At 59.7% G+C, this 23,704-nt stretch carries 22 protein-coding genes; 6 read left to right on the forward strand and 16 right to left on the reverse strand.

Features of this window, described 5'->3' with window-relative positions; translation table 11 throughout:
- Positions 1–11 precede the first annotated feature (11 nt).
- The 4 genes from KBP54_RS06840 to KBP54_RS06855 form a co-directional block, all read right to left on the reverse strand.
- Complete coding sequence (locus KBP54_RS06840) at positions 12–2,330, reverse strand: polyribonucleotide nucleotidyltransferase (protein ID WP_070362313.1); 2,319 nt, start codon at positions 2,328–2,330, stop codon at positions 12–14.
- Positions 2,331–2,467: 137 nt separating this feature from the next.
- A complete protein-coding gene (rpsO, locus tag KBP54_RS06845; protein WP_070362312.1) occupies positions 2,468–2,737 on the reverse strand; it encodes a 30S ribosomal protein S15 in 270 nt (89 codons plus the stop codon).
- Between the two features lie 99 nt (positions 2,738–2,836).
- A complete protein-coding gene (locus KBP54_RS06850; RefSeq protein ID WP_256005089.1) occupies positions 2,837–3,790 on the reverse strand; it encodes a nucleoside hydrolase in 954 nt (317 codons plus the stop codon).
- Between the two features lie 38 nt (positions 3,791–3,828).
- On the reverse strand, positions 3,829–4,821 hold the full coding sequence (locus KBP54_RS06855) for a bifunctional riboflavin kinase/FAD synthetase (protein ID WP_252930810.1): 993 nt from the start codon (positions 4,819–4,821) through the stop codon (positions 3,829–3,831).
- A 30-nt stretch (positions 4,822–4,851) separates the two neighbouring features.
- On the opposite strand from KBP54_RS06855, the gene truB reads away from it, so the two are divergent.
- Positions 4,852–5,745, forward strand: coding sequence for a tRNA pseudouridine(55) synthase TruB (truB, locus tag KBP54_RS06860; protein WP_252930809.1), 894 nt, complete (start codon positions 4,852–4,854; stop codon positions 5,743–5,745).
- A gap of 31 nt (positions 5,746–5,776) precedes the next feature.
- Here the strand turns inward: truB and KBP54_RS06865 are convergent, their stop codons facing one another.
- From KBP54_RS06865 to rimP, 9 genes are all read right to left on the reverse strand, one after another.
- On the reverse strand, positions 5,777–6,430 hold the full coding sequence (locus KBP54_RS06865) for a 4'-phosphopantetheinyl transferase family protein (RefSeq protein WP_070362309.1): 654 nt from the start codon (positions 6,428–6,430) through the stop codon (positions 5,777–5,779).
- Positions 6,430–7,233, reverse strand: a complete 804-nt coding sequence (locus KBP54_RS06870; RefSeq protein WP_070478902.1) for a metallophosphoesterase family protein — start codon at positions 7,231–7,233, stop codon at positions 6,430–6,432. The genes KBP54_RS06865 and KBP54_RS06870 overlap by 1 nt, the downstream gene beginning before the upstream one ends.
- Before the next feature lie 7 nt (positions 7,234–7,240).
- Positions 7,241–8,554, reverse strand: coding sequence for an MATE family efflux transporter (locus KBP54_RS06875; protein ID WP_070976712.1), 1,314 nt, complete (start codon positions 8,552–8,554; stop codon positions 7,241–7,243).
- 12 nt (positions 8,555–8,566) lie between these two features.
- On the reverse strand, positions 8,567–9,553 hold the full coding sequence (locus KBP54_RS06880) for a DHH family phosphoesterase (protein ID WP_070976709.1): 987 nt from the start codon (positions 9,551–9,553) through the stop codon (positions 8,567–8,569).
- Positions 9,554–9,558: 5 nt separating this feature from the next.
- Complete coding sequence (rbfA, locus tag KBP54_RS06885) at positions 9,559–9,993, reverse strand: 30S ribosome-binding factor RbfA (RefSeq protein WP_070362305.1); 435 nt, start codon at positions 9,991–9,993, stop codon at positions 9,559–9,561.
- A 136-nt stretch (positions 9,994–10,129) separates the two neighbouring features.
- On the reverse strand, positions 10,130–12,889 hold the full coding sequence (infB, locus tag KBP54_RS06890) for a translation initiation factor IF-2 (protein WP_070478896.1): 2,760 nt from the start codon (positions 12,887–12,889) through the stop codon (positions 10,130–10,132).
- Positions 12,890–12,995: 106 nt separating this feature from the next.
- Positions 12,996–13,310 (reverse strand): YlxR family protein, encoded by a 315-nt coding sequence (locus KBP54_RS06895; RefSeq protein WP_256005092.1) that lies wholly within the window; start codon positions 13,308–13,310, stop codon positions 12,996–12,998.
- A 155-nt stretch (positions 13,311–13,465) separates the two neighbouring features.
- Complete coding sequence (gene nusA / locus KBP54_RS06900) at positions 13,466–14,470, reverse strand: transcription termination factor NusA (protein ID WP_070478894.1); 1,005 nt, start codon at positions 14,468–14,470, stop codon at positions 13,466–13,468.
- 19 nt (positions 14,471–14,489) lie between these two features.
- A complete protein-coding gene (gene rimP / locus KBP54_RS06905; protein ID WP_256005094.1) occupies positions 14,490–15,041 on the reverse strand; it encodes a ribosome maturation factor RimP in 552 nt (183 codons plus the stop codon).
- A 42-nt stretch (positions 15,042–15,083) separates the two neighbouring features.
- On the opposite strand from rimP, the gene KBP54_RS06910 reads away from it, so the two are divergent.
- The gene (locus KBP54_RS06910) at positions 15,084–15,899 is read left to right on the forward strand and encodes a DUF4439 domain-containing protein (protein WP_256005095.1); all 816 of its coding nucleotides are present in this window, start codon (positions 15,084–15,086) and stop codon (positions 15,897–15,899) included.
- Between the two features lie 20 nt (positions 15,900–15,919).
- Here KBP54_RS06910 and KBP54_RS06915 read toward each other — a convergent pair whose 3' ends face one another.
- A complete protein-coding gene (locus KBP54_RS06915; protein WP_256005097.1) occupies positions 15,920–17,701 on the reverse strand; it encodes a proline--tRNA ligase in 1,782 nt (593 codons plus the stop codon).
- A gap of 30 nt (positions 17,702–17,731) precedes the next feature.
- On the opposite strand from KBP54_RS06915, the gene yaaA reads away from it, so the two are divergent.
- Genes yaaA through KBP54_RS06930 form a run of 3 tightly spaced genes read left to right on the forward strand, consistent with a single transcriptional unit; the run spans position 17,732 to position 19,872 of the window.
- Positions 17,732–18,454, forward strand: a complete 723-nt coding sequence (gene yaaA / locus KBP54_RS06920) for a peroxide stress protein YaaA (protein WP_256005098.1) — start codon at positions 17,732–17,734, stop codon at positions 18,452–18,454.
- Complete coding sequence (locus KBP54_RS06925) at positions 18,455–19,180, forward strand: DUF1648 domain-containing protein (RefSeq protein ID WP_256005100.1); 726 nt, start codon at positions 18,455–18,457, stop codon at positions 19,178–19,180.
- The gene (locus KBP54_RS06930) at positions 19,177–19,872 is read left to right on the forward strand and encodes a thermonuclease family protein (protein WP_256005101.1); all 696 of its coding nucleotides are present in this window, start codon (positions 19,177–19,179) and stop codon (positions 19,870–19,872) included. The genes KBP54_RS06925 and KBP54_RS06930 overlap by 4 nt, the downstream gene beginning before the upstream one ends.
- Here KBP54_RS06930 and KBP54_RS06935 read toward each other — a convergent pair.
- Positions 19,847–20,815 (reverse strand): class I SAM-dependent methyltransferase, encoded by a 969-nt coding sequence (locus KBP54_RS06935; RefSeq protein ID WP_256005104.1) that lies wholly within the window; start codon positions 20,813–20,815, stop codon positions 19,847–19,849. The genes KBP54_RS06930 and KBP54_RS06935 overlap by 26 nt on opposite strands.
- Before the next feature lie 87 nt (positions 20,816–20,902).
- Between KBP54_RS06935 and KBP54_RS06940 the strand changes: the two genes are divergently transcribed.
- Entirely contained in the window at positions 20,903–22,111 is a 1,209-nt protein-coding gene (locus KBP54_RS06940) for a protein adenylyltransferase SelO family protein (RefSeq protein WP_256005105.1), read from the forward strand.
- Positions 22,112–22,168: 57 nt separating this feature from the next.
- Here KBP54_RS06940 and mqo read toward each other — a convergent pair whose 3' ends face one another.
- Positions 22,169–23,665 carry a malate dehydrogenase (quinone) gene (gene mqo, locus KBP54_RS06945; RefSeq protein ID WP_256005107.1) on the reverse strand — a complete coding sequence of 499 codons (1,497 nt, stop codon included), beginning with the start codon at positions 23,663–23,665 and terminating at the stop codon, positions 22,169–22,171.
- Between the last annotated feature and the right edge of the window lie 39 nt (positions 23,666–23,704).

The following is a 23,704-nucleotide window of genomic DNA, read 5'->3' on the forward strand; positions in this document are numbered from 1 at the left end:
AAGCGGTGAGACTACTTGTCCTGCTCAACAGGAACAAGGGAGATCTTGCCGCGATTATCAATATCACGAATCTCGACCTCGATCTTGTCACCGACGTTGACAACGTCCTCGACCTTCTCGATGCGCTTGTTGCCACCCAAGTTCGAGATATGAATCAGGCCGTCGGTTCCCGGGACGATCGAAACGAACGCGCCGAATGCAACGGTTTTGACCACGGTACCCAGGTAGTGCTCGCCTACCTTCGGCAACTGTGGGTTAGCAATTGCGTTGATCTTGTCGATCGCGGCGTCTGCTGCTTCGCCACTGGTTGCCGAGACGTACACGGTTCCGTCCTCTTCAATCGAGATGTCCGCGCCGGTTTCCTCGGTAATCGAGTTGATCATCTTGCCCTTCGGGCCAATGACCTCACCAATCTTGGAAACAGGAACCTTCACCGTGGTGATTTTCGGCGCCAACGAGCTCATGTCATCCGGCGAATCAATGACCTCTGCCATCGTGTCCAGGATGGTCTCTCGAGCATCATGCGCCTGCTTCAGAGCCGAAGCGAGCACGTCAGAAGGAATGCCGTCCAGCTTGGTATCAAGCTGCAGGGCGGTGATGAACTCGCGGGTGCCTGCCACCTTGAAGTCCATATCGCCGAACGCATCTTCCGCGCCCAGAATGTCCGTCAGAGCGACGTACTTCGTCTCACCATCGACGTCACCCGACACAAGGCCCATCGCAATACCCGCGACCGGAGCAGCCAGTGGCACACCAGCGTTGTACAGCGACAACGTCGATGCGCACACGGAGCCCATCGACGTCGAACCGTTGGAGCTCAGCGCCTCAGAAACCTGGCGAATCGTGTACGGGAAGTCTTCGCGCGAAGGTATCACTGGCAACAACGCGCGCTCTGCAAGCGCACCGTGACCGATTTCGCGGCGCTTCGGGGAGCCAACACGACCTGTTTCACCAGTCGAATACGGTGGGAAGTTGTAGTGGTGAATGTAACGCTTCGAAGTCTCAGGGCTCAGCGAATCGATTGGCTGTTCCATCTTCAGCATGTCAAGCGTCGTCACACCAAGGATCTGGGTCTCGCCGCGCTCGAACAGTGCCGAACCATGCGCACGCGGGACGAGTTCGACTTCAACACCAAGGTCACGGATCGCGGTCACGCTGCGACCGTCGATACGGTAGCCATCCTTCAGGATCTTGCCTCGAACAATCTCCTTCTGCAGTGCGTTGTACGCCGCGCGAATCTCCTTCACCACAGCAGCAACATCGTCGTCATCTTCGTCGACGTCGAGGCGGTCAAGCACATCTTCTTCGATGTCCTCGATGTACGCGTTGATCTTCTCTTCGCGCTCCTGCTTGCCAGCGATGGTCAGGAAGGAAGCGAGCTTCTTCGATGCCTTCTTCTCCACTGCTTCAAACACCTCATCGGTGTATGCCGGGAATAGCGGAAACTCCTTGCGTTCCTTGTCGAACTGAGCTGCAAGGTCGCGCTGCGCCTCACACAGCGTCTTGATGTACGGTTTCGCAGCCTCCAGACCGTCTGCGACGGTTTCCTCGGTAGGTGCAGGTGCGCCGTCAGCGATCAGCTTGACGACGTTCGCGCCAGCTCCTGCCTCAACCATCATGATTGCAACATCCGCTTCCGTCTTACGGCCACGCTTGCGCTCAACAATGCGGCCCGCAACAACCATCTCGAAGATGGCACGCTGGTGCTGCTCGTGATTCGGGAATGCAACCCACTGGCCTTCTGGGTGTTTATCGTCAGCGATCAATGCCATACGCACACCACCAACGGGGCCGGAAACCGGCAGGCCAGAAAGCTGCGTTGCCGCGGAAGCTCCGTTGATAGCGACAACGTCGTAGTACTCTTCCGGGGCGATCGACAGGACGGTAATCACGACCTGAACCTCGTTGCGCAGCCCCTTCACGAAGGTTGGGCGCAGTGGGCGGTCGATGAGACGGCAAGCCAGGATCGCCTCGGTGGATGGGCGGCCTTCGCGGCGGAAGAACGAGCCCGGGATACGGCCCGCGGCATACATTCGCTCCTCGACATCAACGGTCAGAGGGAAGAAATCAAAGCCTTCGCGGGGGTTATTCGACGCCGTCGTCGTCGCAAGCATCATGGTGTCATCGTCCAGGTAGGTCGTCACCGAGCCATCTGCCTGGCGAGCCAACTGGCCCGTCTCAAAACGAATGGTGCGAGAACCGAAATCACCATTGTCGAGCGACGCTACTGCTTCGGTAACCCCATACTCTTCATCAACGTGGATTTCGTACGAATTTCTCGGCTTAAAACTGCTCAATTGATCCCTCTCCTTGGATCTCCGGGCGATCATCGATGTCGCCGCTTTTGTGTCATTTAGAACGAAGCACACTCTACCACCCTGCCAGGGATTTCACCACGCTCCAGACACAGCTAAACCCCCGCCCTGAAAGCCAGAGCGGGGGTTTGAAGCCTTATGACGTGATTGTCTTAACGACGCAGGCCGAGACGAGCAATCAGGTCACGGTAGCGCTCCACGTTGTTCTCGCGCAGGTACTTCAGCAGACCACGACGGCGACCAACCAGCAGCAGCAGGCCACGACGGGAGTGGTGGTCGTGCTGGTGGAACTTCAGGTGCTCAGTCAGGTTGTTGATGCGCTCGGTGAGCAGCGCAACCTGCGCCTCCGGGGAACCGGTGTCAGTCTCGTGCACACCGTAGGTCTTCAGAATCTCTGCCTTTTTCTCAGCGTTCAGCGCCATGAAAAACTCCTCATTTGTTTCAGTCCGCATATACTTTGACCACTTTGTGCTGCAACTGCTGCGAACCACAGTCTCAACTCGCACAAAGCCTGGACTACTTTAGCTGCTGCGCGCCAGGTTGGTCAAACGTGTCATGAACTCATCGAGGAATCGATCAACGTCGACACCAACTGCAACCTGACTCGTCTTCTTCGGGTCATTCAGACGCTCCGGGTCCCCGATCGTTCGTCCACGAGTTGGCTCTTCGAGGTCCGTGCGCAGGTTTATACCAATGCAGTCAACCAGGCTGGGATCTATCGCAACTGCTACCGCCAACGGGTCATGCAGCCCGCACCCACCAAGATGCGGCGAAGTTGTTTCATATGCCTTGATGTAAAAGTCAGTCGCCTTTGCCAAGAAGTTGCCTTGAGACGTGCCCAACTCCTTCCACACCGCGGTTTCCTTCGACGTCAACAACGTCTGTAAAGTGACATCGAGCCCGATCATGGTGAGGTTCTGTGCCCTGCGCATCACAAAGTCAGCAGCTTCGGGGTCCTGATTGATGTTCGCCTCAGTGCACGTATTGACGTTTCCCGGCACGGTCAACGCACCGCCCATCATCACAATCCTGGCACTGTCTGCAAAGTCTTTATCGGCTTCCATGGCAGCTGCGACCGTCGTCAGAGGCCCGACAGGAACAACCACTAACTCGTCGCCGTAGCGGTGGAACGCGTCGACCATGAAGTCCACCGCGGAGGCTTCCTCGACAGCGCGATGGGCATCCGGAAGTTGCGCCTCCCCTATACCGTTTACGCCGTGAATGAACTGCGAAATCTCCAGAACTTCAAAGCTATCCTTGGCACGAGCATGCGTCGGGCCAGCGAACACGGGAATATCGGTGCGCCCGAATAACTCGAGAATCGCGAGACTGTTGCGAACACTATCAGCCACCGTGACGTTTCCATATGTCGATGTCACGCCGACAAGTTCCACTTCAGGTGAAGCCATAGCATATGCCAACGCCAACGCGTCGTCGATACCGGTGTCTACGTCGAGAATCATCTTGATGGTCACAGCAAAAACCTTTCAAGCAACACAGATCAGCAACGGCTTTATTCTACGGAATCAGCAACAGGCTCGCTTAAGAGCTCGCGGGTCCGGGAAACGTCCCGAGCCATGTGCTCCAGAAGCTCGTCAACGGAATCGAACTTGACCATGTCGCGAACCTTCGCCACGAATTCGACGCGGGCCATCCGATCGTAAAGGTCAGCATCTCTATCAAGCACGTAGGACTCGACACTGCGCCGCTTGTCACCGAACGTCGGATTAGTGCCGACTGAAATCGCAGCCGGGTAGCGCTTTCCCGGAACCATGTTCCCGCCGATGGGGGCATCGTCGATAATTGTGAGCCACCCCGCGTACACCCCATCCTTCGGGAGGGCAGAGACATCAGCAACATACTGATTCGCGGTCGGGTAACCGAGCTCGCGACCTCCTCGCCCAGCACCCCGCTCGATCGGACCCACAACGGAGAACGGCCTGCCCATGTAGTCCTTAGCCACGCTGATGTTGCCCTGCGCAAGCTCGTCCCGAATCGCCGTTGAACAAATTCTTGTCGCACCCTCTTTCAGCAGGCGGACTACCGTCACATCAACACCATTCTGCTCACCGAGCTGCACCATCGTCTGCGACGTGCCGGAAGCGTTACGTCCGAACGTAAAATTCTCGCCCACAAAGACATGACGAGCATGCAAGGTGCCCATCACTACTTTGTCGAAATAGTCTTGTGCACTCTCCCCCGCAAGCTCTTTGCGGAAATCGATAACAATCAGCGCGTCCACGCCAAGCTCAGCGATGAGCCGCGCCCGCTCCTCGAGTGGCATCAGCGCCGTGGGTGCGGCTTCCGGACGAAATACTGCTACCGGGTGCGGCTCAAATGTCATCACCACGCATGGCACCTGGAGACGCTTCGCCTCATCAACAGCTGCTTTGATCAGCATCTGGTGACCGCGGTGGACTCCGTCAAAGACCCCTATCGTCAGCACGGTGCCGTCGAGGGCACCAAACGATTCCGGGACAGCATTAAGACCGTGCAAAATATCCACGTGCAATAGCGTACGGCATACTAAAGAGCTATGAGTGATCCCCTCGCTACATCTGGAATTGTTGTCATCGATAAGCCACAAGGTCTCACAAGCCACGACGTGGTCGCACGCCTTCGCCGTGCTTTCGGGACCCGCAAAGTTGGTCATGCCGGCACCTTGGATCCGATGGCGACTGGAGTACTGGTTGTCGGTATCGAGCGCGGCACAAAGCTCCTCGCCCACCTCGTCGCGGAAACCAAAACGTACGAGGCAACCATTCGGCTCGGCGCCACCACCACGACGGATGACGCCGAGGGCGAGGTCGTCAGCACCTCCCCCACCGATGCAGTCACTGACGCCGACATTATCGACGCCATCGACAGCTTCCGCGGCGATATCATGCAGCGCCCCTCAAGCGTGTCCGCAATCAAAATCGACGGCAAGCGCGCACATCAGCTCGTCCGCGAAGGACACGATGTCGAGATCCCAGCCCGACCAGTAACAATTCATGAGTACAGCATTTTGGGCATCGCTCGCGTCGATACCTGGATTGACGTCGATGTCCGTGTGCACTGCTCCTCGGGGACGTACATTCGCGCGCTCGCACGCGATCTAGGTGAGACCCTACACACCGGCGGGCACCTGACTGCGCTTCGCCGAACCACAGTCGGGCCCTTTAACCTCGAGCACGCATTGGAGCTGGAAGACATCCAGGCTCACCCGCGCTTCAGCCTCACCCTCGACGAAGCCTGCGCTACCTGTTGGCCGGTACTGCCCGTCACCAACGATGAATACGACGCCCTCGCTATGGGCAAATGGCTCGAACCTCGCGGACTTTCGGGTGTACACGCTGCACAACGTGACGACGGCCGCGTCGTCGCCCTTGTGAAAGAATCCAAGAAGCGTCTTGCCACGGTGTTTGTCGCGCGCCCATCCACGCTGTAGTCAGCGCTAACGCCGTTTTTCGCGTTTGTCGCTACAACAGAAACGCAGAAGTGATGACGTAGCCAGCCCGGTGCACCCAGCGCCCCTCAAAGAACGGAGCGGGCGTCGGCCGCTCGAGAATGTACGAAACAAATGTTCCGTTCGGCCGGATATAGATTTCCGCCTGATCGAATTCCAACATCTTTCGCGCCAACGGGAACCAACACTTATATGTGGCCTCTTTCGCGCAGAACAGCAGCCGATCAGCCCAGAAGCAGCCCTCTGCCCGAAGTGCGTCCAACATCTCAAGCTCGGTTGGGCACGCGATTTGGGGCAATACGCCTTCCGGAAGCGGCTCCGCCAGCTCAGCATCAATACCGATAGAGCGCACCTTGTTGAGTGGCGCAACGACCGCCGCACGAAAACCATCCGTATGCGTCAAGGAGCCGCACACGCCGTCGGGCCACAACGGCATCCCAGCTTCGCCCCGCATGATGCGGTGAGGACCTTCGACCCCTAGTTCGTCGAGGGCGCGGTGCGCACACCAACGGGCATCGCCGAACTCCCCTTTCCGGATATCGACCGCTCCGCGGACAACGCCTTTCTCCTGCTCGTCGAGATTATCGTAATTGCGGAGATTATGGCCGTCATCGGTTCGAAGAGAGACGAACCGCGCAGAGGGAGGGAATAATGACAGATCGCGCACTAGCGGTTCACCTCCCAGACTGGGTACGGCCAACGATGTTCCTCTGGCCAGCGCTGCCACTCCCTGGGGTACCCCAACGACACTTCAATATGCGGAATGCCGTCTACATGTACGGTCCCCGGGATATGAAGGTGTCCGTAGACTACGGCCTGTGCCTGGAACCGCTTAGGCCAACTGCGCGTGTGCCGGGTCCCGCACCACATGGCAATGTCCCCGTAGAACAGGCGGTGCGTTGGCTCCTTTACCAGTGGCCAGTGGTTGACCAAGATCGTCTTCCCGTGCACGCGAGAAAGGCGCTTCGTTGTGTACGCCAAGCGCTCCCAGCACCACGCACGAGTATCTACAAATGGGCGGATAGCAAACTCGTCCGTCATCAGAATGTTGTTGTCGCGAGCTTTCTTCAGCGCGGCGTCGACACTTAAATGCTGAGGGCGAAACGAGTAGTCGTACAGAGTAAACAGTGGCGCCACCGTAATGCCGTGGAATACCGGGTACGGGTCCTCAGGCGTTACAACGCCGAGTTCTCGCATTGCCTGGACTAGCGCAACGTACTTATCACGGCCTCTGTAGCGTGATCGCTCGCTAGAGAACAGCTCGTGGTTTCCAGGGGCCCAGATGACTTTCTCAAACCGTTGAGCAAGTACACCCATCACGTTGACTATCAGCTCAAATTTCTCTGCAACATCACCCGCGACAATCAGCCAATCCCCCTCATGCCGCGGTTGAATGAGGTCGATCTTGGCCTGATTCGCCTTCACTGCAGCATGCAGGTCGCTGACCGCCCACAGTGTCGGACCTAGCATGACGTACTCACTCCTCTACCCCGGTGCGCGCCCACTTCATCGAACGGAACCGCCACAGCACTCCCACCAGACGCAACACGACTGAGACAAAATAGCCGGCCCACACACCCGCGAGACCCCACCCCAGCCACATGGACAACAACGTCAAAGGCAAAAATCCACCGAGCATTGCGCCAATCGAAAGGTTGCGCAGGAAGACAGCGTCACTCGCTCCAAGCAGCACCCCGTCGAGCGCAAACACCGCACCCCCCACAACGATCATCGCCACCAACCACCGCCAAGGGACAGCCAGCGCGTCTGCCATGCCAGGATCATGCGTAAAAATCGACTGGATTGGCCCATCGAACACAAGAAAAACCGCAGCGAGCACAACCGCAAACACCGTAGCGTAGCGCGTAACAGCTGCACCTGTCCCTCTTGCGCGCTCCACGTTTCCCTGCCCAAGTGCAGCCCCTGTAAGCGTCTGAGCTGCAATTGCGAGCGAGTCCAGCACGAGGCTCAGGAAGTTCCACAACTGCAGCAATACCTGGTGCGCGGCCAATGCGAAGACACCAAAACGACCAGCGACTGCAGTAGCGGCGAGCAACGAAATCTGAAAGGAGGCGGAGCGCAAAATCAAGTCACGTCCAAGCACCAACTGATGGGCAATGACATTGCACTGTGGGCGCCAAACAGCGCCCTCTCCTCGATGTTCCTTTACAAGCGCCCCAACGAATAGTGAAGCGGTAATTCCCATTCCTATTACGTTGGCCACAGCAGAGCCCACCAGCCCAAAGTGGTCAACAAGCAAAGGCAATAGAACCGCCCCGGGTACAAGACCGCACAGCGTCAACACAAACGGTAGCCTGGTGTTTTGCACTCCTCGCATCCAACCATTACCTGCCATAATCAGCAGCGTCAGCGGAATAGCGACCGCCGCGACATGCATCCACTGCGCCGCGTCAGCAGACGTTTCCGCATTCTGAGTCAACGCAAACGCGATGGGTTCGGCGAACAGCCAAATAATCGACGCCAATCCGAGGCCCACGAGTATTGCCACCCACGAAGCCTGGACGCCTTCCGCGACCGCATCAGCACGCCGACCTGCGCCGTAAAGACGCGAGCTACGCGCGGTAGTGCCGTAGGAAAGAAACGTCAGCTGCGTGGTCACCGTAGATTGCACCGCAGTACCAGCAGCGAGCGCCGCAAGCTCAACCGTGCCCAGCCTTCCAACCACAGCAGTATCCAGCAGCAAATACAGAGGATTCGCCGCAAGCACGCCGAGGGCCGGTAGCGCCAGGGCAAAAATGTCACGCGCCCGCACACCATGCGTATTCGTCATACAGGAGCAGCCTTACTCCGCAACGTATGCGTCATGCAATGCAGCCAGAAGCTGATCTTGTACCTGCTCTTTCGTTCCTTGCGCTGAGTACCCCGCAGCCGGGCGGTGACCACCCCCGCCGAGCGCACTTGCAACGACGGAGACATCTACCTTTGTCGAGCGCAAGGAAATCCCCCACCGCTCCGGGTGGAACTGCTTGAGTACAACCCCGACGTCACTGCCAACGAGGACACGCGCGTAATCAATTACGGCTTCAACGGCAGTTTGGCTCATCGCTTGCATCGCAGCTTCATCAATACACATGAACGAAACTGTGAGATCATCGACTTGGCGTGATTCCAAGCTTGCTAATGCACTACCCATCAAACGTAGGTCATCGGCCGTCATCTCGTCCGAAAGCTGCAGGGATATGTTCCTTGGATTGAGCCCGAATTCCAACAACTCTCCAGCAAGCGTATGCATTCTCGGGGAACCCCAACGGAAGTTACCTGTGTCGGTGACAAGCCCGGAATACAGGCAGTAGGCCAGTTCAGCATCTAACTCGACGCCGAGGTACGTGAACAGCTCCCGGATGATAGTCGTCGTCGATTCAGAATCGATAATGAGGTTCCGCGCTCCGAACCCGTCATTCGAACGGTGATGGTCAAGCACGATCACCCGCTCTTGCTGCGCCATAAGCTCAGATTGGTAGCATCCCGTTCGGTCTACCGAGGCACAATCAACCGTGACGATCAGCCCATCCGCTGGTAACGCTTCCCCATAGACGACCTCATCAACCCCCGGAATAGAGCGCAGGTTATTTGCGTGCGGGAATGGCTGGCCGATGTAAGCACTGGCTTCAATTCCGATCTGCCGCAATCCGCGAACAAGAGCGCACGCCGATCCAATCGCATCAGCATCGGGCTTGATATGGGCCAGCACCGCAACATTCGATGCGCTCTTGATGGCGCCAGCAACTTTGCTAAATTCGGCCTCTGCTTGGGGAAATAACAACGCCATAGTGCCTACTCTTCAATCGTCTTATACGGGTTTTCCTCACCTGCTGGCTGGGCGTTCTCTCGCAGTCGCGCCAGCTCCTCATCGCGACGACGAGCTTTTTCCAGCAGCTCTTCCATCCGCGCCGAGGACTCCGGAACCGTATCAAGCTTGAACTCAATCGTAGGAGTAAAGCGGACGCTCAACTGGTCGCCAACAATCTTGCGGATCTGCCCTCGGTGACGGTGCAGCGCCTCTGCAGCCTGATCGTAGTCCGGCTCGTCGTCGATATTCTTTCCGCGGACCGTGTAGTAGACAGTCGCATCATGTAGGTCGCCGGTCATCCGGACGTCCGTAATAGTCACCAATTCGAGGCGACGGTCTTTCACTTCACGCTCTATCGCCGAAGCGACGATCATTTGGATCTGCTTCGCCAGGCGCTGCGCGCGAGGGTTCTCTGACATTTCGTCTCCTTTACTTCATTGGCACTAAACCTCCGAACAGTCTACCCTGCTACGACGCAGCCCACTACTTCAAGAAAAGAAACGGCCCTGCTCACTTCGCGTTTGCGAAAGAGCAGGGCCGTTTTCTCTCTACCGACTAGTCGCGGGGGACTTCCACCATCTCGTATGCCTCGATGATGTCGTCGACCTGGATGTCCGGGTAGGACAGCACCATGCCGCACTCGTAGCCCTTTGCAACCTCTGTTGCGTCGTCCTTCTCGCGTCGCAGCGAGTCGATGGTCGCGTCCGAGGTAACAACATTGCCGTCGCGCACGAGGCGAATCTTCGCTCCACGCTTGACCTTGCCTTCGGTAACCATGCAGCCTGCGATGAGGCCGACAGAAGATGCCTTGAAGATCTGACGGATCTCGGCCTTGCCCAGGTCCTTCTCTTCGTAGATCGGCTTCAGCATGCCCTTCAGGGCTGCCTCGACTTCCTCGATCGCCTTGTAGATCACCGAGTAGTAACGGATCTCGACGCCCTCGTTGTTGGCTTCTTCCGTAGCCTTGCCCTCAGCACGGACATTGAATGCCACGATGACAGCGTCGGAAGCGGCCGCGAGCACGACGTTGGTCTGGGTAACAGCACCGACGCCACGGTCGATGATGTTTACCTCGACTTCGTCGTCGACCTCGATCTTGAGCAGCGCCTCCTCCAGAGCTTCCACCGAACCGGCGTTGTCGCCCTTGAGGATGAGGTTGAGCTGGCTGGTCTCCTTGAGCGCCTGATCCAGGTTCTCCAGAGAGACGCGCTTCTTGTTGCGTGCCTGCATAGCAGCGCGATGACGAGCGTCGCGCTGCGCAGCGATCTGGCGGGCAACACGGTCGTCCTCGACTACCAGGAGGTTGTCGCCTGGACCAGGAACGCCATTGAGGCCTTGTACCTGTACCGGGCGGGACGGGCCAGCCTCTTCAACGTCGTTGCCCCACTCGTCGACCATTCGGCGGACACGGCCGAAGTTGCCGCCCACAACGATGGAGTCGCCGACGCGCAACGTACCGCGCTGCACGATAACGGTGGAGACTGGGCCACGGCCACGGTCGAGGTGCGACTCGATAGCCACGCCCTGTGCATCCATGTCCGGGTTCGCCTGCAGCTCGAGAGCTGCGTCGGCGGTCAGCAAGACTGCCTCGAGCAGTTCGTCGATGCCGGTGCCCTGCTTCGCGGAGATGTCGATGAACATGGTGTCACCGCCGTACTCCTCCGGAACCAGTCCGTATTCGGTCAGCTGACCACGGATCTTCTCCGGCGAAGCCTCCGGCTTATCCACCTTGTTCACTGCAACCACGATAGGCAGGTCTGCAGCCTTGGCGTGGTTGATAGCCTCAACCGTCTGTGGCATCACGCCGTCGTCAGCAGCGACAACGAGGATAGCGAGGTCGGTCGACTTCGCACCGCGGGCACGCATTGCCGTGAACGCCTCGTGACCTGGGGTATCGAGGAAGGTGATCTTACGCTCAACGCCCTCCAGCTCAACGGTGGTCTGGTACGCACCGATGCCCTGGGTAATACCGCCGGCCTCGCCGCGCCCAACGTTGGCGCGACGAATTGTATCCAGCAAGCGGGTCTTACCGTGGTCCACGTGACCCATGACAGACACCACTGGTGGGCGCTGTTCAAGGTCCTCTTCGGTGCCTTCATCCTCACCGAACTGGAGGTCGAAGGACTCGAGAAGTTCGCGGTCCTCGTCCTCAGGAGAGACGATCTTAACCTCGTAGTTAATTTCGGCACCGAGTAGCTGCAGCGTCTCCTCAGGAACCGACTGCGTTGCCGTTACCATTTCACCAAGGTTGAACAGCGCCTGCACCAGGTTCGATGCTTCGGTACCGATCTTGTCAGCGAAGTCAGCCAAGGTCGCGCCCTGACGCAGACGCACAGTCTTGCCACCGCCATCGGGAAGACGTACGCCACCGATAACGTTTGGTGCGTGCATCTCTTCGTACTCGGCCCTCTTCTGACCCTTCGACTTACGACGACGCCCTGGTGCGCCACCTGGACGGCCGAATGCACCAGCGGTTCCGCCACGACGTCCACCGCGACCGCGGAAACCGCCGCCCTGTGGGCCGCCCGGGCCGTGTCCACCACGGCCGCGGCCGTGCCCACGACCACCACGGTTGTCCGACCCAGCCGCCTTGCGTGGCATTTGCGTTGGCGACGGTGCCGCTGCCATATCTGCTGGGGACGGACGACGGCTACCTTGACGCTGCGCGCCAGTCCCGCGACCCTGGCCCTGGTTCTGCCCTGGGCGTGGGCCACCTTGGCCACCGCGACCAGGCTGACCACCACGGCCACCCTGTGCACCGCGACCACCTGGACGTGGAGCTGGTCGTGCCCCACCAGTGTTGGAAGAAAATGGGTTGTTGGCTACCCGTGGGCGGCCACCCGGCTTCGGCATCGGCCGCGGCATACCCGACGGCTTTGGTGCTGCAGGTTTCGCTGCGGCAGGCTTTGGTGCTGCAGGTTTTGCAGCACTTGGCTTTGGTGCCGCAGGCTTTGCTGCTGCAGGCTTCGGGGCAGCTGGCTTAGCAGCGCCGGGCTTTGGAGCGGCTGGTGTGGCAGCGCCGGGCTTTGGTGCTGCAGGTTTTGCAGCACTTGGCTTTGGTGCCGCAGGCTTTGCTGCTGCAGGCTTCGACGCCTTACCAGCGGGCTTCGCTGCATCCTTATCCTTCGCGGATGCTTCTTCTCCGCCACCATTCTTTTGCTCGTACAGTGCCGTCATCTTCTTGACGACGGGAGGCTCAATGGTGGAGGAAGCTGTCTTTACGAATTCGCCCTCTTCCTTCAGAGTGGCGAGTAGTTCCTTGCTTGTTACGCCGAGTCGTTTTGCGAGCTCGTGTACGCGTAGCTTTCCGGGCACGTGTCTCCTCTTAGTTGGGCTAGAGGGCGGCACCGGAAACGGCGACCGGCCTCTAGACGTTGATTATGACTTTCATCGCTGATGCTGCTTCATTGTTGCGTTCTCATCAGTGTTCGGTCTTCCTTACTTCTGTTGGGTCTTTCGCCTTTTCAGCGAGGTACTTGTGTACATGACCTACGTCCGCCGGAGCGGACAGACGGAGGGCGCGAGAGAAAGCTCTACGCTCTTCCGCCAGCTTTAATGCATCCCATGTAGGGGTTATCCACGCTCCCCGCCCAGGTAATGATCGGGTGGGATCTGCAAGAACAACACCTGGAACAGTACCGTCAGCAACAACCCGGAGCAATTCCCTATCTGGAAGTTTCCGGCCTGTGGCTATACAGGTGCGACGACGGATTGAGCGTTTGCTCGCTGAAGTCATCCACACCCTTCTTCCACATACTCGACATTGCTGAACGGCTATCGCGTGGCCAACACCACGATGGGAAAATTAGCCACGGACCAGCCTACGCCACTTTGCCAAGTTTTTATAAGCGTTGTGTGAATTCCCAACACAGAGGCCAGGATGTGGCGTCGTTAATCTGCGGCTGCGTCGGAGTGGATGTCGATCTTCCAACCGGTAAGGCGGGCAGCCAGACGTGCGTTCTGCCCCTCCTTGCCAATCGCAAGTGACAGCTGGTAGTCAGGCACGGTAACGCGCGCTACTTGCGCCACTGGGTCGACGACCTCGACCTTGACAACCTTCGATGGCGCCAGTGAGTTTCCAACATACGTAGCCGGATCCTCTGCCCAGTCGATGATGTCGATCTTTTCCCCGCCGAGCTCCTTCATCACGTTTGAGACGCGCGAGCCGCGCGGGCCGATGCAAGCGCCTTTCGCGTTGACACCCTTCACCGTCGCCCGTACAGCGATCTTGGAGCGGTGCCCCGCCTCACGGGCAATGCCCACGATCTCAACGGTGCCATCTGCGATTTCCGGGACCTCAAGCGCGAACAATCCGCGCACGAGCTCAGGGTGCGTGCGCGACAAACTTACCTGCACACGACGGTCAGACTTATTGACGCCGACTACGTACGCCTTAATGCGGTCACCGTGCTTGAGCGTTTCGGAAGGGATCTTTTCTGCCGGGATGAGCAGGCCATCCTGTGGATCGGCTTCGGTTCCAAGCTGCACCACGGAGATTCCGCGTGCTTCCGCTTGCGCGTCCCGCTGCACGATGCCTGAGACAACAGTACCTTCGGCGCCGGAGTACTCCTCGTACACGCGACCAGCTTCGACGGCCAATAGCTTGCCCTTGATGGCGTCGCGCACGGCCCTCGCACCGATTCGAGAAAAGTTGACCGGGGTGGCGTCGTACTCCGAGATAATTTCGCCCTCAGCGTCGAGCTCAGAAACCATGACGGCAACGTCACCGGTTTCGGAGTCGATGTCGACGCGCGCCTTGTGGTGTTCATCCTGGGGGTGCTCCAGGTTGTCCGTGTACGCGAAGAGCAGCGCCGAGGCGATGGTCTCGAGTAGTTCGTCGAACCCAATTCCTTGCTGTGCTTCGATGTTCTTCAAGACTTGGACGTCAATATTCACTTGTCTTCCTCCGGATCCCTTACAGGGTTGCTGCTACTTCTGCTTCTTCAAACGTCGCCTCGCTGAGTTCTCGCTCAGCAGCGGGCGGCGTGTTGAACTCAATTTCTACCACCGATTTCGGCATTTCGGAAACTTCCAAGATTTGCACCGCCGGGGTCTTCTTCCCTGCCTCGATCAGCGCGACCTTCGTTTCCGCGGAGTTCATCGCGCCAATGCGCCAGATAGAACTCTGGCCGTTGGTGTCGTTGAGCTTCACCAACCGTCCGCGGTTACGACGCCAGTGGCGCGGTGCTGTGAGCGGTAAGTCGACGCCTGGGGTCGTAACTTCCAGCGTGTAACCAGCACCGAATGAGAACGCTCCGACTTCTTCCTGCTCGTCGAGGAACTCCCCGATTTCGTTGGACACTACCTCGAGCTCGTCCAGCGTTGGACGCGCATCGGCATCAAGCGCGATGACAATCTGGGATTTCTTGCCAGCCTTCACTGCCTTGACGTGTTCGATGTCCATGTTGTGGCGTTGGGCCAGCGGCTCAATGAGTGTCTCTAATTCTTGGGGAGTTGGAAAAGCCATGTGCCCACCATAGCGCGACGCAAACGTGCTAGCGTTTTCCCCGTGAAAAAATTGCTGGTTGCTGTTCTTGCGGTGCCGTTGTCGCTGACGCTTTCGTCGTGCGACCTTCTCGGTGTTGTTGGGCCCCGCCCCGACAAAGCAGTGCTTGGCCTTGCGCAACAGGCGACTGCGGATGCGCGCAGTCTTTCGGATCCAGCACTCGCTGAGCTTCGTGGCAAGCAGGCGGATGAGCTTTTTGGAGAGGTTGCGCGACTCTGCGGCAACATTGACGCGGAGTTGCCGCGCAGCTGCGAGTTTTCCACCGGTCCTGGTGAAGCCGTGGGTGTCAGCGGCGATGCAGCTCTGCAAGAGTTCGTCGAGCAGTCCGTGACAGCTTCTTTGGAGAAGGTTCCAGCGCAGTCGCGAGACTTAGTTGCGGCGCAGGCCGTCGACATCATCGCGGCAATCGGCCCCGAACTCGACGCTGAGGACGTCGCCGCACTGCAAAACAAGGGCGATATCGAGCTTGCCAGTGCGGCGCTCAATACAGAGTACGAGTTCCTCTATGGGCTGGGGCTGGCAAAGGCATATGCGGATGCGCCGCTGCACGCGCGTATCGCCGCGTTGGAGGACGCCTCCAATGTGCGCGTCGCGTTCCTGCGCACCGCACTGCGCGACGCTGACTCGATTCCAGTCGCAGCAGCTGGGTATCAACTCGCCCACGATGATGCGCTCAATGATGCAGCAGACGCCGAAGCGCTTGTCGACGCCCTCTCCGCCCAGCTCACCAACACCTGGAGGGGAACCGTATCCCAGGCCAGCTCTTCCGAGTGGAAACAACAAAGCCTTATGCTTGCCGCGCACGCGCAGCAAGCATAAGGCTCCTTGCTACTGCCGAATTAGCTTTCGGCGATGAGCTGCTGCAGCTTCGCCACAACCTCACCAGCTGGGACCTCAAGGGTCTCGCCGCCGCGGATGCGAAGCTCAACAATGCCGTCGGCGAACGATCGGCCAAGGATCACAACGAACGGCATGCCGAGCAATTCGGCATCCTTGAACTTGACGCCCGGGGACACCTTTGGGCGGTCGTCGTAAAGAACCTCAATGCCCTTGTCGCTGAGTTCCTGTACGAGAGCGTCTCCAGCCTCCATGGCTGCCTTGTCCTTGTTCGCGACGGCAACGTGTACCTGGTACGGCGCGACTGCAACTGGCCACACGAGGCCCTTCTCGTCGTGCTTCTGCTCCGCGACGACGGCCATCATGCGCGAGATGCCGATGCCGTAGGAACCCATGGTAGGGACAGCACGCTTGCCGTTCTCGTCCAGGATCTGCACATCCATTGCCTCGGTGTACTTGCGTCCGAGTTGGAAGATATGGCCCAGTTCGATGCCACGGGCAAGCTTCACTGTGCCGTTGCCGGACGGTGAGGGGTCGCCTTCCTTGATCTCGGCGGCTTCGATAAACCCGTCGACGGTGAAGTCGCGGCCGGCAACGAGGCCGACGACGTGCTTCTGAGGAGCGTCTGCACCGGTGATCCACGCGGAACCTTCCACCACGCGCGGGTCCGCGAGGACGCGTACACCGTTGGCTTGCAGTGCACGTGGCCCGACGTAGCCCTTCACCAGGAAGTCGCTCTTGGTGAAGTCCTCGTCGCTGGCCAGCTCAAACGTCGCTGGTTCCAGGGAAGCTTCCAGGCGCTTTTCGTCGAGCTCGCGATCGCCCGGGATCACAACGCCGACGAGCTGCGGGCCGACCGGCTTACCGTTGTCGTCGAGCACGCGTGGGTCGTCGACCTTGATCATCATGCACTTCAGGGTGTCGGAGGCTTCGGCAGGGCGGCCGTCGATAAGCACTCCTGCCTCCTGTGCCCACTCCACGAGTGCCGCGATGGTCTCGGAAGCTGGGGTGGCGTGCTCGACGGCCTCCGACAGCCCTTCAATCGGGCGTGGTTCAGGTGCAACCGTGGTCACTGCCTCAACGTTGGCGGCGTAATCTCCCGCGGTCGACACAGCAAAGGTGTCCTCACCGTTCTCGGAGTACGCAAGGAACTCCTCGGATGCGGAGCCACCCATCGCTCCGGAGGTTGCTTTGCAGATCTCGTAGCGGATGCCAACGCGGTTGAAAATGCGCTGGTAAGTCTCGCGATGCTTGGCGTACGCGTTGTCCAGGCCCTCGTCCGACATGTCGAAGGAGTAGGAGTCCTTCATCACGAACTCGCGGCCGCGCAGGATGCCGGCGCGGGGGCGTGCTTCGTCGCGGTACTTGGTTTGGATTTGGTAGAGGGTGACCGGGAAGTCCTTGTAGGAGGAGTACATGTCCTTGACCGCCGCGGTGAACATCTCTTCGTGGGTCGGACCAAGCAGCATGTCGGCGCCCTTGCGGTCCTGCAGGCGGAAAAGGTCATCGCCGTATTCGGTCCAGCGGTTGGTGAGCTCGTATGGTTCGCGTGGAAGAAGGGCTGGGAACAACAGCTCTTGTGCGCCCATGGCGTCCATTTCTTCACGGACGATGCCTTCGATCTTGCGCAGCGTGCGAAGCCCAAGTGGGAGCCAGTTGTAAACGCCCGGCGCGGCGCGGCGGACGTAGCCTGCTCGGACGAGCAGTTTGTGGCTTGGGACTTCGGCATCGGCTGGGTCTTCGCGCAGCGTGCGCAGGAAGAGCTCTGACAGGCGTGTAATCATGGGGCATATCTTAGCGCTAGGGTGAGTTGCATGTTGATCCTGCTCCCTCCTTCCGAGACGAAGGCGCCTGGCGGCGAGCGCGACGCCATGTCTGTCTCCTTCCCTGCCCTGGATTCGGTGCGTGCTTCGCTTTTCGACGACCTCTCCGCAATGGACGTGGACGAGATGATGGCGCTGCTGAAGATCCCGAAGACGAAGCGGGAGGAGGCGGTGGAGAATCAATCGTTGCGGTCGGGTCCGGTGATGCCTGCGATTTATCGCTATACGGGGGTGTTGTATGACGCGCTTGATCCTGAGACGTTGCCGGATGATGCGATTCGCCGTTTGGCGGTTGGCTCAGCGCTGTTCGGTGTTGTGCGCGCTGGTGACATGATTCCGCGCTATCGGGTCTCTGCCTCGTCCAAGGTTCCGGCTGCGGATGGGTCACTGCCGACAATGCGGGCGCGTTGGGGGTCAGCGGTTTCGTCAGCGCTTTCGCAGGAGCCGTTCGTGGTGGATATGCGTTCTGGTGCCTACGAGAAGCTTGGGCCTGTCGATGGCGCGGTGACGGTCCGGGTGGAGTCCGTTGCCCCGGATGGGTCGCGCAAGGTGGTCAGTCACTTTAATAAGCACTACAAGGGGCTGTTGGCCAGGGCGCTGGCGTGTGGGCCAGAGGTGGCGTCGATAAGTGAAATCGCCGAGGTTGCCGAGGCCGCGGGCTATGCTGTCGAGGTGAATGGTTTGGTGCTGACGCTTGTGGTGGAAGGGACGTAGATGGGTGCGCCGGTGAACTGGAAACCGTGGGGTGTTGCCGCCATTGTGCTGCTAGCGCACGTGGCGCTGTTGCTGCTGTACTGGGACAGTATTCCTGACCCTATTGCGGTGCATTTTGACGCGGCGGGACAGGCAGACAGTTGGGAGCCGAAGACGCCACGGCACGTGCTGATGATGCCGCTGTATTCAGCAGGAACTGCCCTGCTAATGTTGGCGTGCCTTCCTCCACGTGGACTTGCACAGCCACAGCCGGTCCCTGGGAGTCCCTCCGTACCGTACTCGGTGAGTGTTGCGCAGCGGGTAGAACAGGTTGTGCACCTGACGTGGCGCTTCTTGGGATGGTTCGCGGTAGCGGTTGCTGTCGCGTTTCTCGTCAGCGACGTGACAACGCGCCTGCCAGCATTTGCTCACATACAGTGGTTGGCCCCCGCTGTTTGGGTGGCGTTCACCATCCTGGTTGTCGTCGGCAGTCTCGTGCTGATGGTGCGGCTGACGTCCTCGAAGAAGGTCGAGCCCGATGCGGAGGAGATTGCCCGAGCTGATGACGAATTCTTCTTAGGCGTCTACAACGCCCCGAGCGATCCGATGGCCGCAATTTCAGTTCCGTCCCGGCCGACTCGCCTCATCATCAACCGTGGGCAGCAGCTGGGCAAACGGTACTTGGTACGGATGCTGGCCGCTGTCGTGGTGTACACGCTCTTCACGGTGCTGGTGGCCATGCTATGAAAAAGGTGTTTGGGCTCCTCGCTGCGATTGTGCTGCTCGCTGCCGGTAGCTGGGTCTGGCAGCAGGTCGACGCCCCGGAGGCTGAGTTTCACGTCGCACAGGTTGTTGACGGCGACACGATCGTTGTCGACGGCCCCGCTGGGCAAGAGCGCGTTCGCCTGCTCGGGATTGATACTCCGGAGCGCGGCGAGTGCTTAGCTGACGACGCAACCCGGCGACTCGAGGAGCTCCTCCCCGAAGGCACGGGCGTACGCCTCGAATACGACCAGGAGCGCACCGACCGCTACGGGCGCACACTTGCCGGAGTGTTTCGCGACGGCCAATTCGTCAACGCCGTGATGGTGTCCGAGGGGCTTGCCCGCGTCGTCGAGTACGCGCCGAACACGAAGTTCACGCAGCGCCTCGAGGCAGAGGCCGCACCTGCGGTGCGCGATTCCCTCGGCATCTACGGTCTTGGGCCTGAGTGCTGGTTTACCGAACCCACGCAACAGGTCACCTTCGAGATGCTCACCACCGGCATCGAGGAGCTCGAGCGCTCCCCCGGTGACCGCGGGCTTGTCGGCCGCTGCCAGCACTACGTCGACGCACTGCGCGACAGCGTGAAGCGCACGCGAAACTTCACGTTCCGCGAGCCCGCCATGGAGTACCTCGACGAACAGCAACGCCTTATCGACGAGCTGTCAAAACCGTAAACTTCGAGTTCCTCGCCACCTGCTCCACCTGTGCAAAACGCTTCGCGACCTGGGCACGGTACGGCAGGTGCGAGTTGAACACTATGAAGAGCTGACCGCCCGGTTTCAACAGGCGATGCGATGCGTTCAGCAGATGCTCCACCAGCGTCGTGTCCACGGTCGTGCCCGCGTGAAATGGAGGGTTGAGCGCCACGGTGTCGAAGGAGGCGTCGGCAAACTTGCTTCCGGCATCATCCCAGGTCGCGTCAATACCGATCGCGCGGGCGGAAAGCACCGCGTCCGCATCAGCATCCGTGGCACACACCTCCCCCTCAAGCCCCTTCGAAACAGCCCCATTACCGCAACCGAGGTCCAATAGCGCGCCGGGGGCGTCCGGAAGACACGACAGCAGCAGCTGCCCGCCGTAGTCCGCCCGCGCCCCCGCGAAGACGCCTCCGATGGCAACGAACCCGTTTTCTTCTACCGGCGTGTAGGACACAGGCTTTGGGCCACGCGCCGCGAGGCAGCGGAATTTACCTCTACCCCGCGTGGCGTGCACCTCAACGAAGGACTGCTCCAACACGCTGTTCATGGTCCGACTCAGGTGCTTGTTGTTCGCCCCCAACACGACGTCCGCCTGCGTAAACCCTGCACCCGCGATACTGCGCGCGAGGTAGTCAAGGCGCGCGAGCGACTTCGGCATCTCTCCCAACGCAACGCACGAACCGGACAACCCCGCCAGGTACTCATCGAGGCGCTGATCACCGACGACCTCTGCGCCCAACGCTGCTGCTTGCCGGCAGCGGGAGTAGTCCGTGTCCGCGACGACGACACGCTTCCCGCTTTCCACCCCGGCACGCACAAGCGCCCCGGTCGGGTCGTTGCACACGTTGAGGATGTCGGCTGACTCGAACCCCTCGAGTTCACTCGCCTGCTCCCAGATCAGCCGGTCAAGCGCGCGCACGGCCACTTACCTCCCACTGCGTCAACACCAGGTACTGCTGCATGTTCTCTCCTTTTGCTCCTTGCCCAGACAGTTTAGGCTGTTGGCATGCATTACCCCGAGCTCCACCAACACTTTGCGGAAACACTCCCAGGCATGGCCGACACGGTGGCGCCCACGCACTTCCCCAACGCCCAGGTGAGCTACCTCAACGAGTCAGTCGCGTCCGAGCTCGACCTCGACACGGAGTGGCTCCGAAGCGATGAGGGCATCGCCTGGATGACAGGTGCGACGGGCGGCGTTGCAACCGCCTACGCAGGCCACCAATTCGGCGCGTTCGTGCCCCTGCTTGGCGACGGCCGCGCAACCCTCCTCGGCGACCGCAACGGGTACGAGATCCAGCTCAAGGGAAGCGGGCGCACCCCTTTCTCCCGCCCAGGCTCCGACGGGCAAGGCCCACTGACCGCAATGCTGCGCGAGTACCTGGTCTCGGAACATATGCACGCGATCGGAGTTCCGACCACACGCGCCCTCGCCGTTATCAGCACAGGTGAGACAGTCATGCGCAGCAGCGGCCCCGTTCCAGCGGGCATCGTGGTCCGCGTCGCGCGCTCCCACCTACGCGTTGGCTCGGTGCAGTACGCAGCAACTCAGTCCCATGAACTCTTGGAGGCCGTCGTGCACGCCGCGGGTTTCGATGCTGCGGAAAGGCTGCTGGAAGGGGTCGTCGACAAGCAACTTGAACTGGTAGCGCAGTGGATGCGCTACGGGTTCGTGCACGGCGTCATGAACACGGACAACACCGCGCTCAGCAGCGAAACCATCGACTACGGACCCTGCGCCTTCACCCAAGGGTTTGACCCGCACTCATGCTTCTCATCCATCGATCGGCATGGGCGCTACTGCTTCGGAGCCCAGCCGAACGTGATCGCATGGAACCTGGTCCGACTCGCGGAAGCGCTCTTGCCACTGATGCCGGAGTCAGTCACCAACGAGATCCTTGCCACCATCCCTGAGCGCTGGGAGGGCGCCACCAAGCGCTGGTTCGGACCGGAAGGCCTCGATGCGGTAGTAGGTGTCGACGACCTCGCCGCCTACAACCGTAAACACGGTGTGAACGGACGCCCAGGTCCGTTGTATGTGCCGAAAAACTTCGCGCTACAAGACGCACTCGACGCGGTCGAGCACGTTGGCGACTACAGTCCGTTCACCGCTTTGCTCCAGGCAGTCACCCACCCATACGACCCGGACGCCGGGGAGCCGTGGATGCTCGAGAAGGAACCTGACGGCGCATTCACGACGTTCTGCGGAACGTAAAAGCCACACGGCGCCGGTACAACCGGAAGCCGTGTGGCCGATACTTTCAAGCTGCTACTACGCCTGCAGACCAAGCGTCTTTTGCGTCCACTCCCACTGCTTCTCATACGCCGCCTTGTCGTCGCGCAGCGATACGCCATAGGTCGGGAACATTTCGTGCAGCTTGTCGCCCCAGGAAACCATGCGCTCGCCGAAGCAGCGTTCCAGCAGCTCAATCATCGCAGCCGGGGTAATCGACGCACCCGGCGACGCACCCAAGATGCCCGCGATCGTGCCGTCCTGGTCGTTGACCAGCGCGGTACCGAACTCAAGGGAACCGAACTTCGGTGCGCGCGCTGGCTTAATCACCTGGACACGCTGGCCAGCAACTGCAACATCCCAGTCAGCCGGGTTGACCTCCGGGTAGTACTGGCGCAGCACGTCGATCTTGCCGTCGAAGTCGCGGAAGACTTCCTCCACCAGGTACTTCACCAGGCCGATGTTTGAGGCCGCAACACCGAGGTAAGAAGGAATGTTGTCGGGACGAATCGACTTGAACAGGTCCAGGTAGGAACCCTTCTTCAAGAACTTCGGGCTCCAACCACCGTACGGGCCGAACAGCAAGGACTGCTCACCGTCAACAACGCGCAGATCGAGGTGCGGGACAGACATCGGAGGCGCACCGACCTTTGCCTTGCCGTACACCTTTGCCTGGTGCTGCGCGACGAGCTCCTGGTTGTTGGTCCGCAGCCACATACCTGAAATCGGGAACCCTGCGTATCCGTGCACCTCCGGCACGCCTGCCTTACGCAGCAGGTCGAGGGCGTAGCCACCTGCACCCACGAACACGAAGCGTGCACGTGCAACATGCTTATCGCCAGTGCGAACGTTGCGGACGGTGACATTCCACAGCTTGCCCTCACGCTTCAGGTTGAGCACCTCGTGCCCATAGTGGATCTGGGTGCCAGCCTTCACGGAGGCGTCGAAAAACTGGCGGGTCAGCGCCCCGTAGTTAATGTCAGTGCCTGCATCCATCCAGGAGATCGCGACCGGCTCAGCACCGAAGTCGCGGCCCTTCGCCATCAACGGAAGCTTTTCAGCAAACTTGTCTTCCGCTGCCGAAAACTCCATGCCCGGGAACATGTGGTTCGCAGACAAGGCCTCGTAACGGCGACGCAGGTAGTCTATCTGGTCCTGCCCCTGCGCGAACGAAACGTGTGGGACTGGGTGAATGAACTCGCTTGGGTCCCCCAACTTGCCATTGTCGATCTGATGGGACCAGAACTGGCGCGCGATCTGGAACTTCTCATTAATCGCGAGCGCCTTTGTAATCTGAATCTGCCCATTCTTTTCAGGCGTGTAGTTCAACTCACACAGCGCAGAGTGCCCGGTACCCGCGTTGTTGAGCGGGTACGAGGACTCTTGCGCTGGCCCCTCAAGTCGCTCATACACCGCTTGAGTCCACTCCGGCTCAAGCTCCCGGATCATTGCTCCCAGCGTGGCACTCATAATTCCGGCGCCGATATGCAGTACGTCAACCTCATCAACGTACTGGATGTTGCCCGTCTCAGACATTAGTAATATTCCCTCTTCGATCCATATCGTTGTACGAGT

Origin of the sequence: Corynebacterium pseudogenitalium (assembly GCF_024453815.1) — a bacterium.
Taxonomy (GTDB): domain Bacteria; phylum Actinomycetota; class Actinomycetes; order Mycobacteriales; family Mycobacteriaceae; genus Corynebacterium; species Corynebacterium pseudogenitalium.

Bases quoted from the DNA above. Each gene is read 5' to 3' on its own strand.
- KBP54_RS06840 (WP_070362313.1), bottom strand. From the start codon at position 2,330: ATGATCGCCCGGAGATCCAAGGAGAGGGATCAATTGAGCAGTTTTAAG.
- rpsO (WP_070362312.1), bottom strand. From the start codon at position 2,737: ATGGCGCTGAACGCTGAGAAAAAGGCAGAGATTCTGAAGACCTACGGT.
- truB (WP_252930809.1), top strand. From the start codon at position 4,852: ATGAGTGATCCCCTCGCTACATCTGGAATTGTTGTCATCGATAAGCCA.
- KBP54_RS06870 (WP_070478902.1), bottom strand. From the start codon at position 7,233: ATGCTAGGTCCGACACTGTGGGCGGTCAGCGACCTGCATGCTGCAGTG.
- KBP54_RS06875 (WP_070976712.1), bottom strand. From the start codon at position 8,554: ATGACGAATACGCATGGTGTGCGGGCGCGTGACATTTTTGCCCTGGCG.
- KBP54_RS06880 (WP_070976709.1), bottom strand. From the start codon at position 9,553: ATGGCGTTGTTATTTCCCCAAGCAGAGGCCGAATTTAGCAAAGTTGCT.
- rbfA (WP_070362305.1), bottom strand. From the start codon at position 9,993: ATGTCAGAGAACCCTCGCGCGCAGCGCCTGGCGAAGCAGATCCAAATG.
- KBP54_RS06895 (WP_256005092.1), bottom strand. From the start codon at position 13,310: ATGACTTCAGCGAGCAAACGCTCAATCCGTCGTCGCACCTGTATAGCC.
- rimP (WP_256005094.1), bottom strand. From the start codon at position 15,041: ATGGCTTTTCCAACTCCCCAAGAATTAGAGACACTCATTGAGCCGCTG.
- KBP54_RS06915 (WP_256005097.1), bottom strand. From the start codon at position 17,701: ATGATTACACGCCTGTCAGAGCTCTTCCTGCGCACGCTGCGCGAAGAC.
- yaaA (WP_256005098.1), top strand. From the start codon at position 17,732: ATGTTGATCCTGCTCCCTCCTTCCGAGACGAAGGCGCCTGGCGGCGAG.
- KBP54_RS06925 (WP_256005100.1), top strand. From the start codon at position 18,455: ATGGGTGCGCCGGTGAACTGGAAACCGTGGGGTGTTGCCGCCATTGTG.
- KBP54_RS06930 (WP_256005101.1), top strand. From the start codon at position 19,177: ATGAAAAAGGTGTTTGGGCTCCTCGCTGCGATTGTGCTGCTCGCTGCC.
- KBP54_RS06940 (WP_256005105.1), top strand. From the start codon at position 20,903: ATGCATTACCCCGAGCTCCACCAACACTTTGCGGAAACACTCCCAGGC.
- mqo (WP_256005107.1), bottom strand. From the start codon at position 23,665: ATGTCTGAGACGGGCAACATCCAGTACGTTGATGAGGTTGACGTACTG.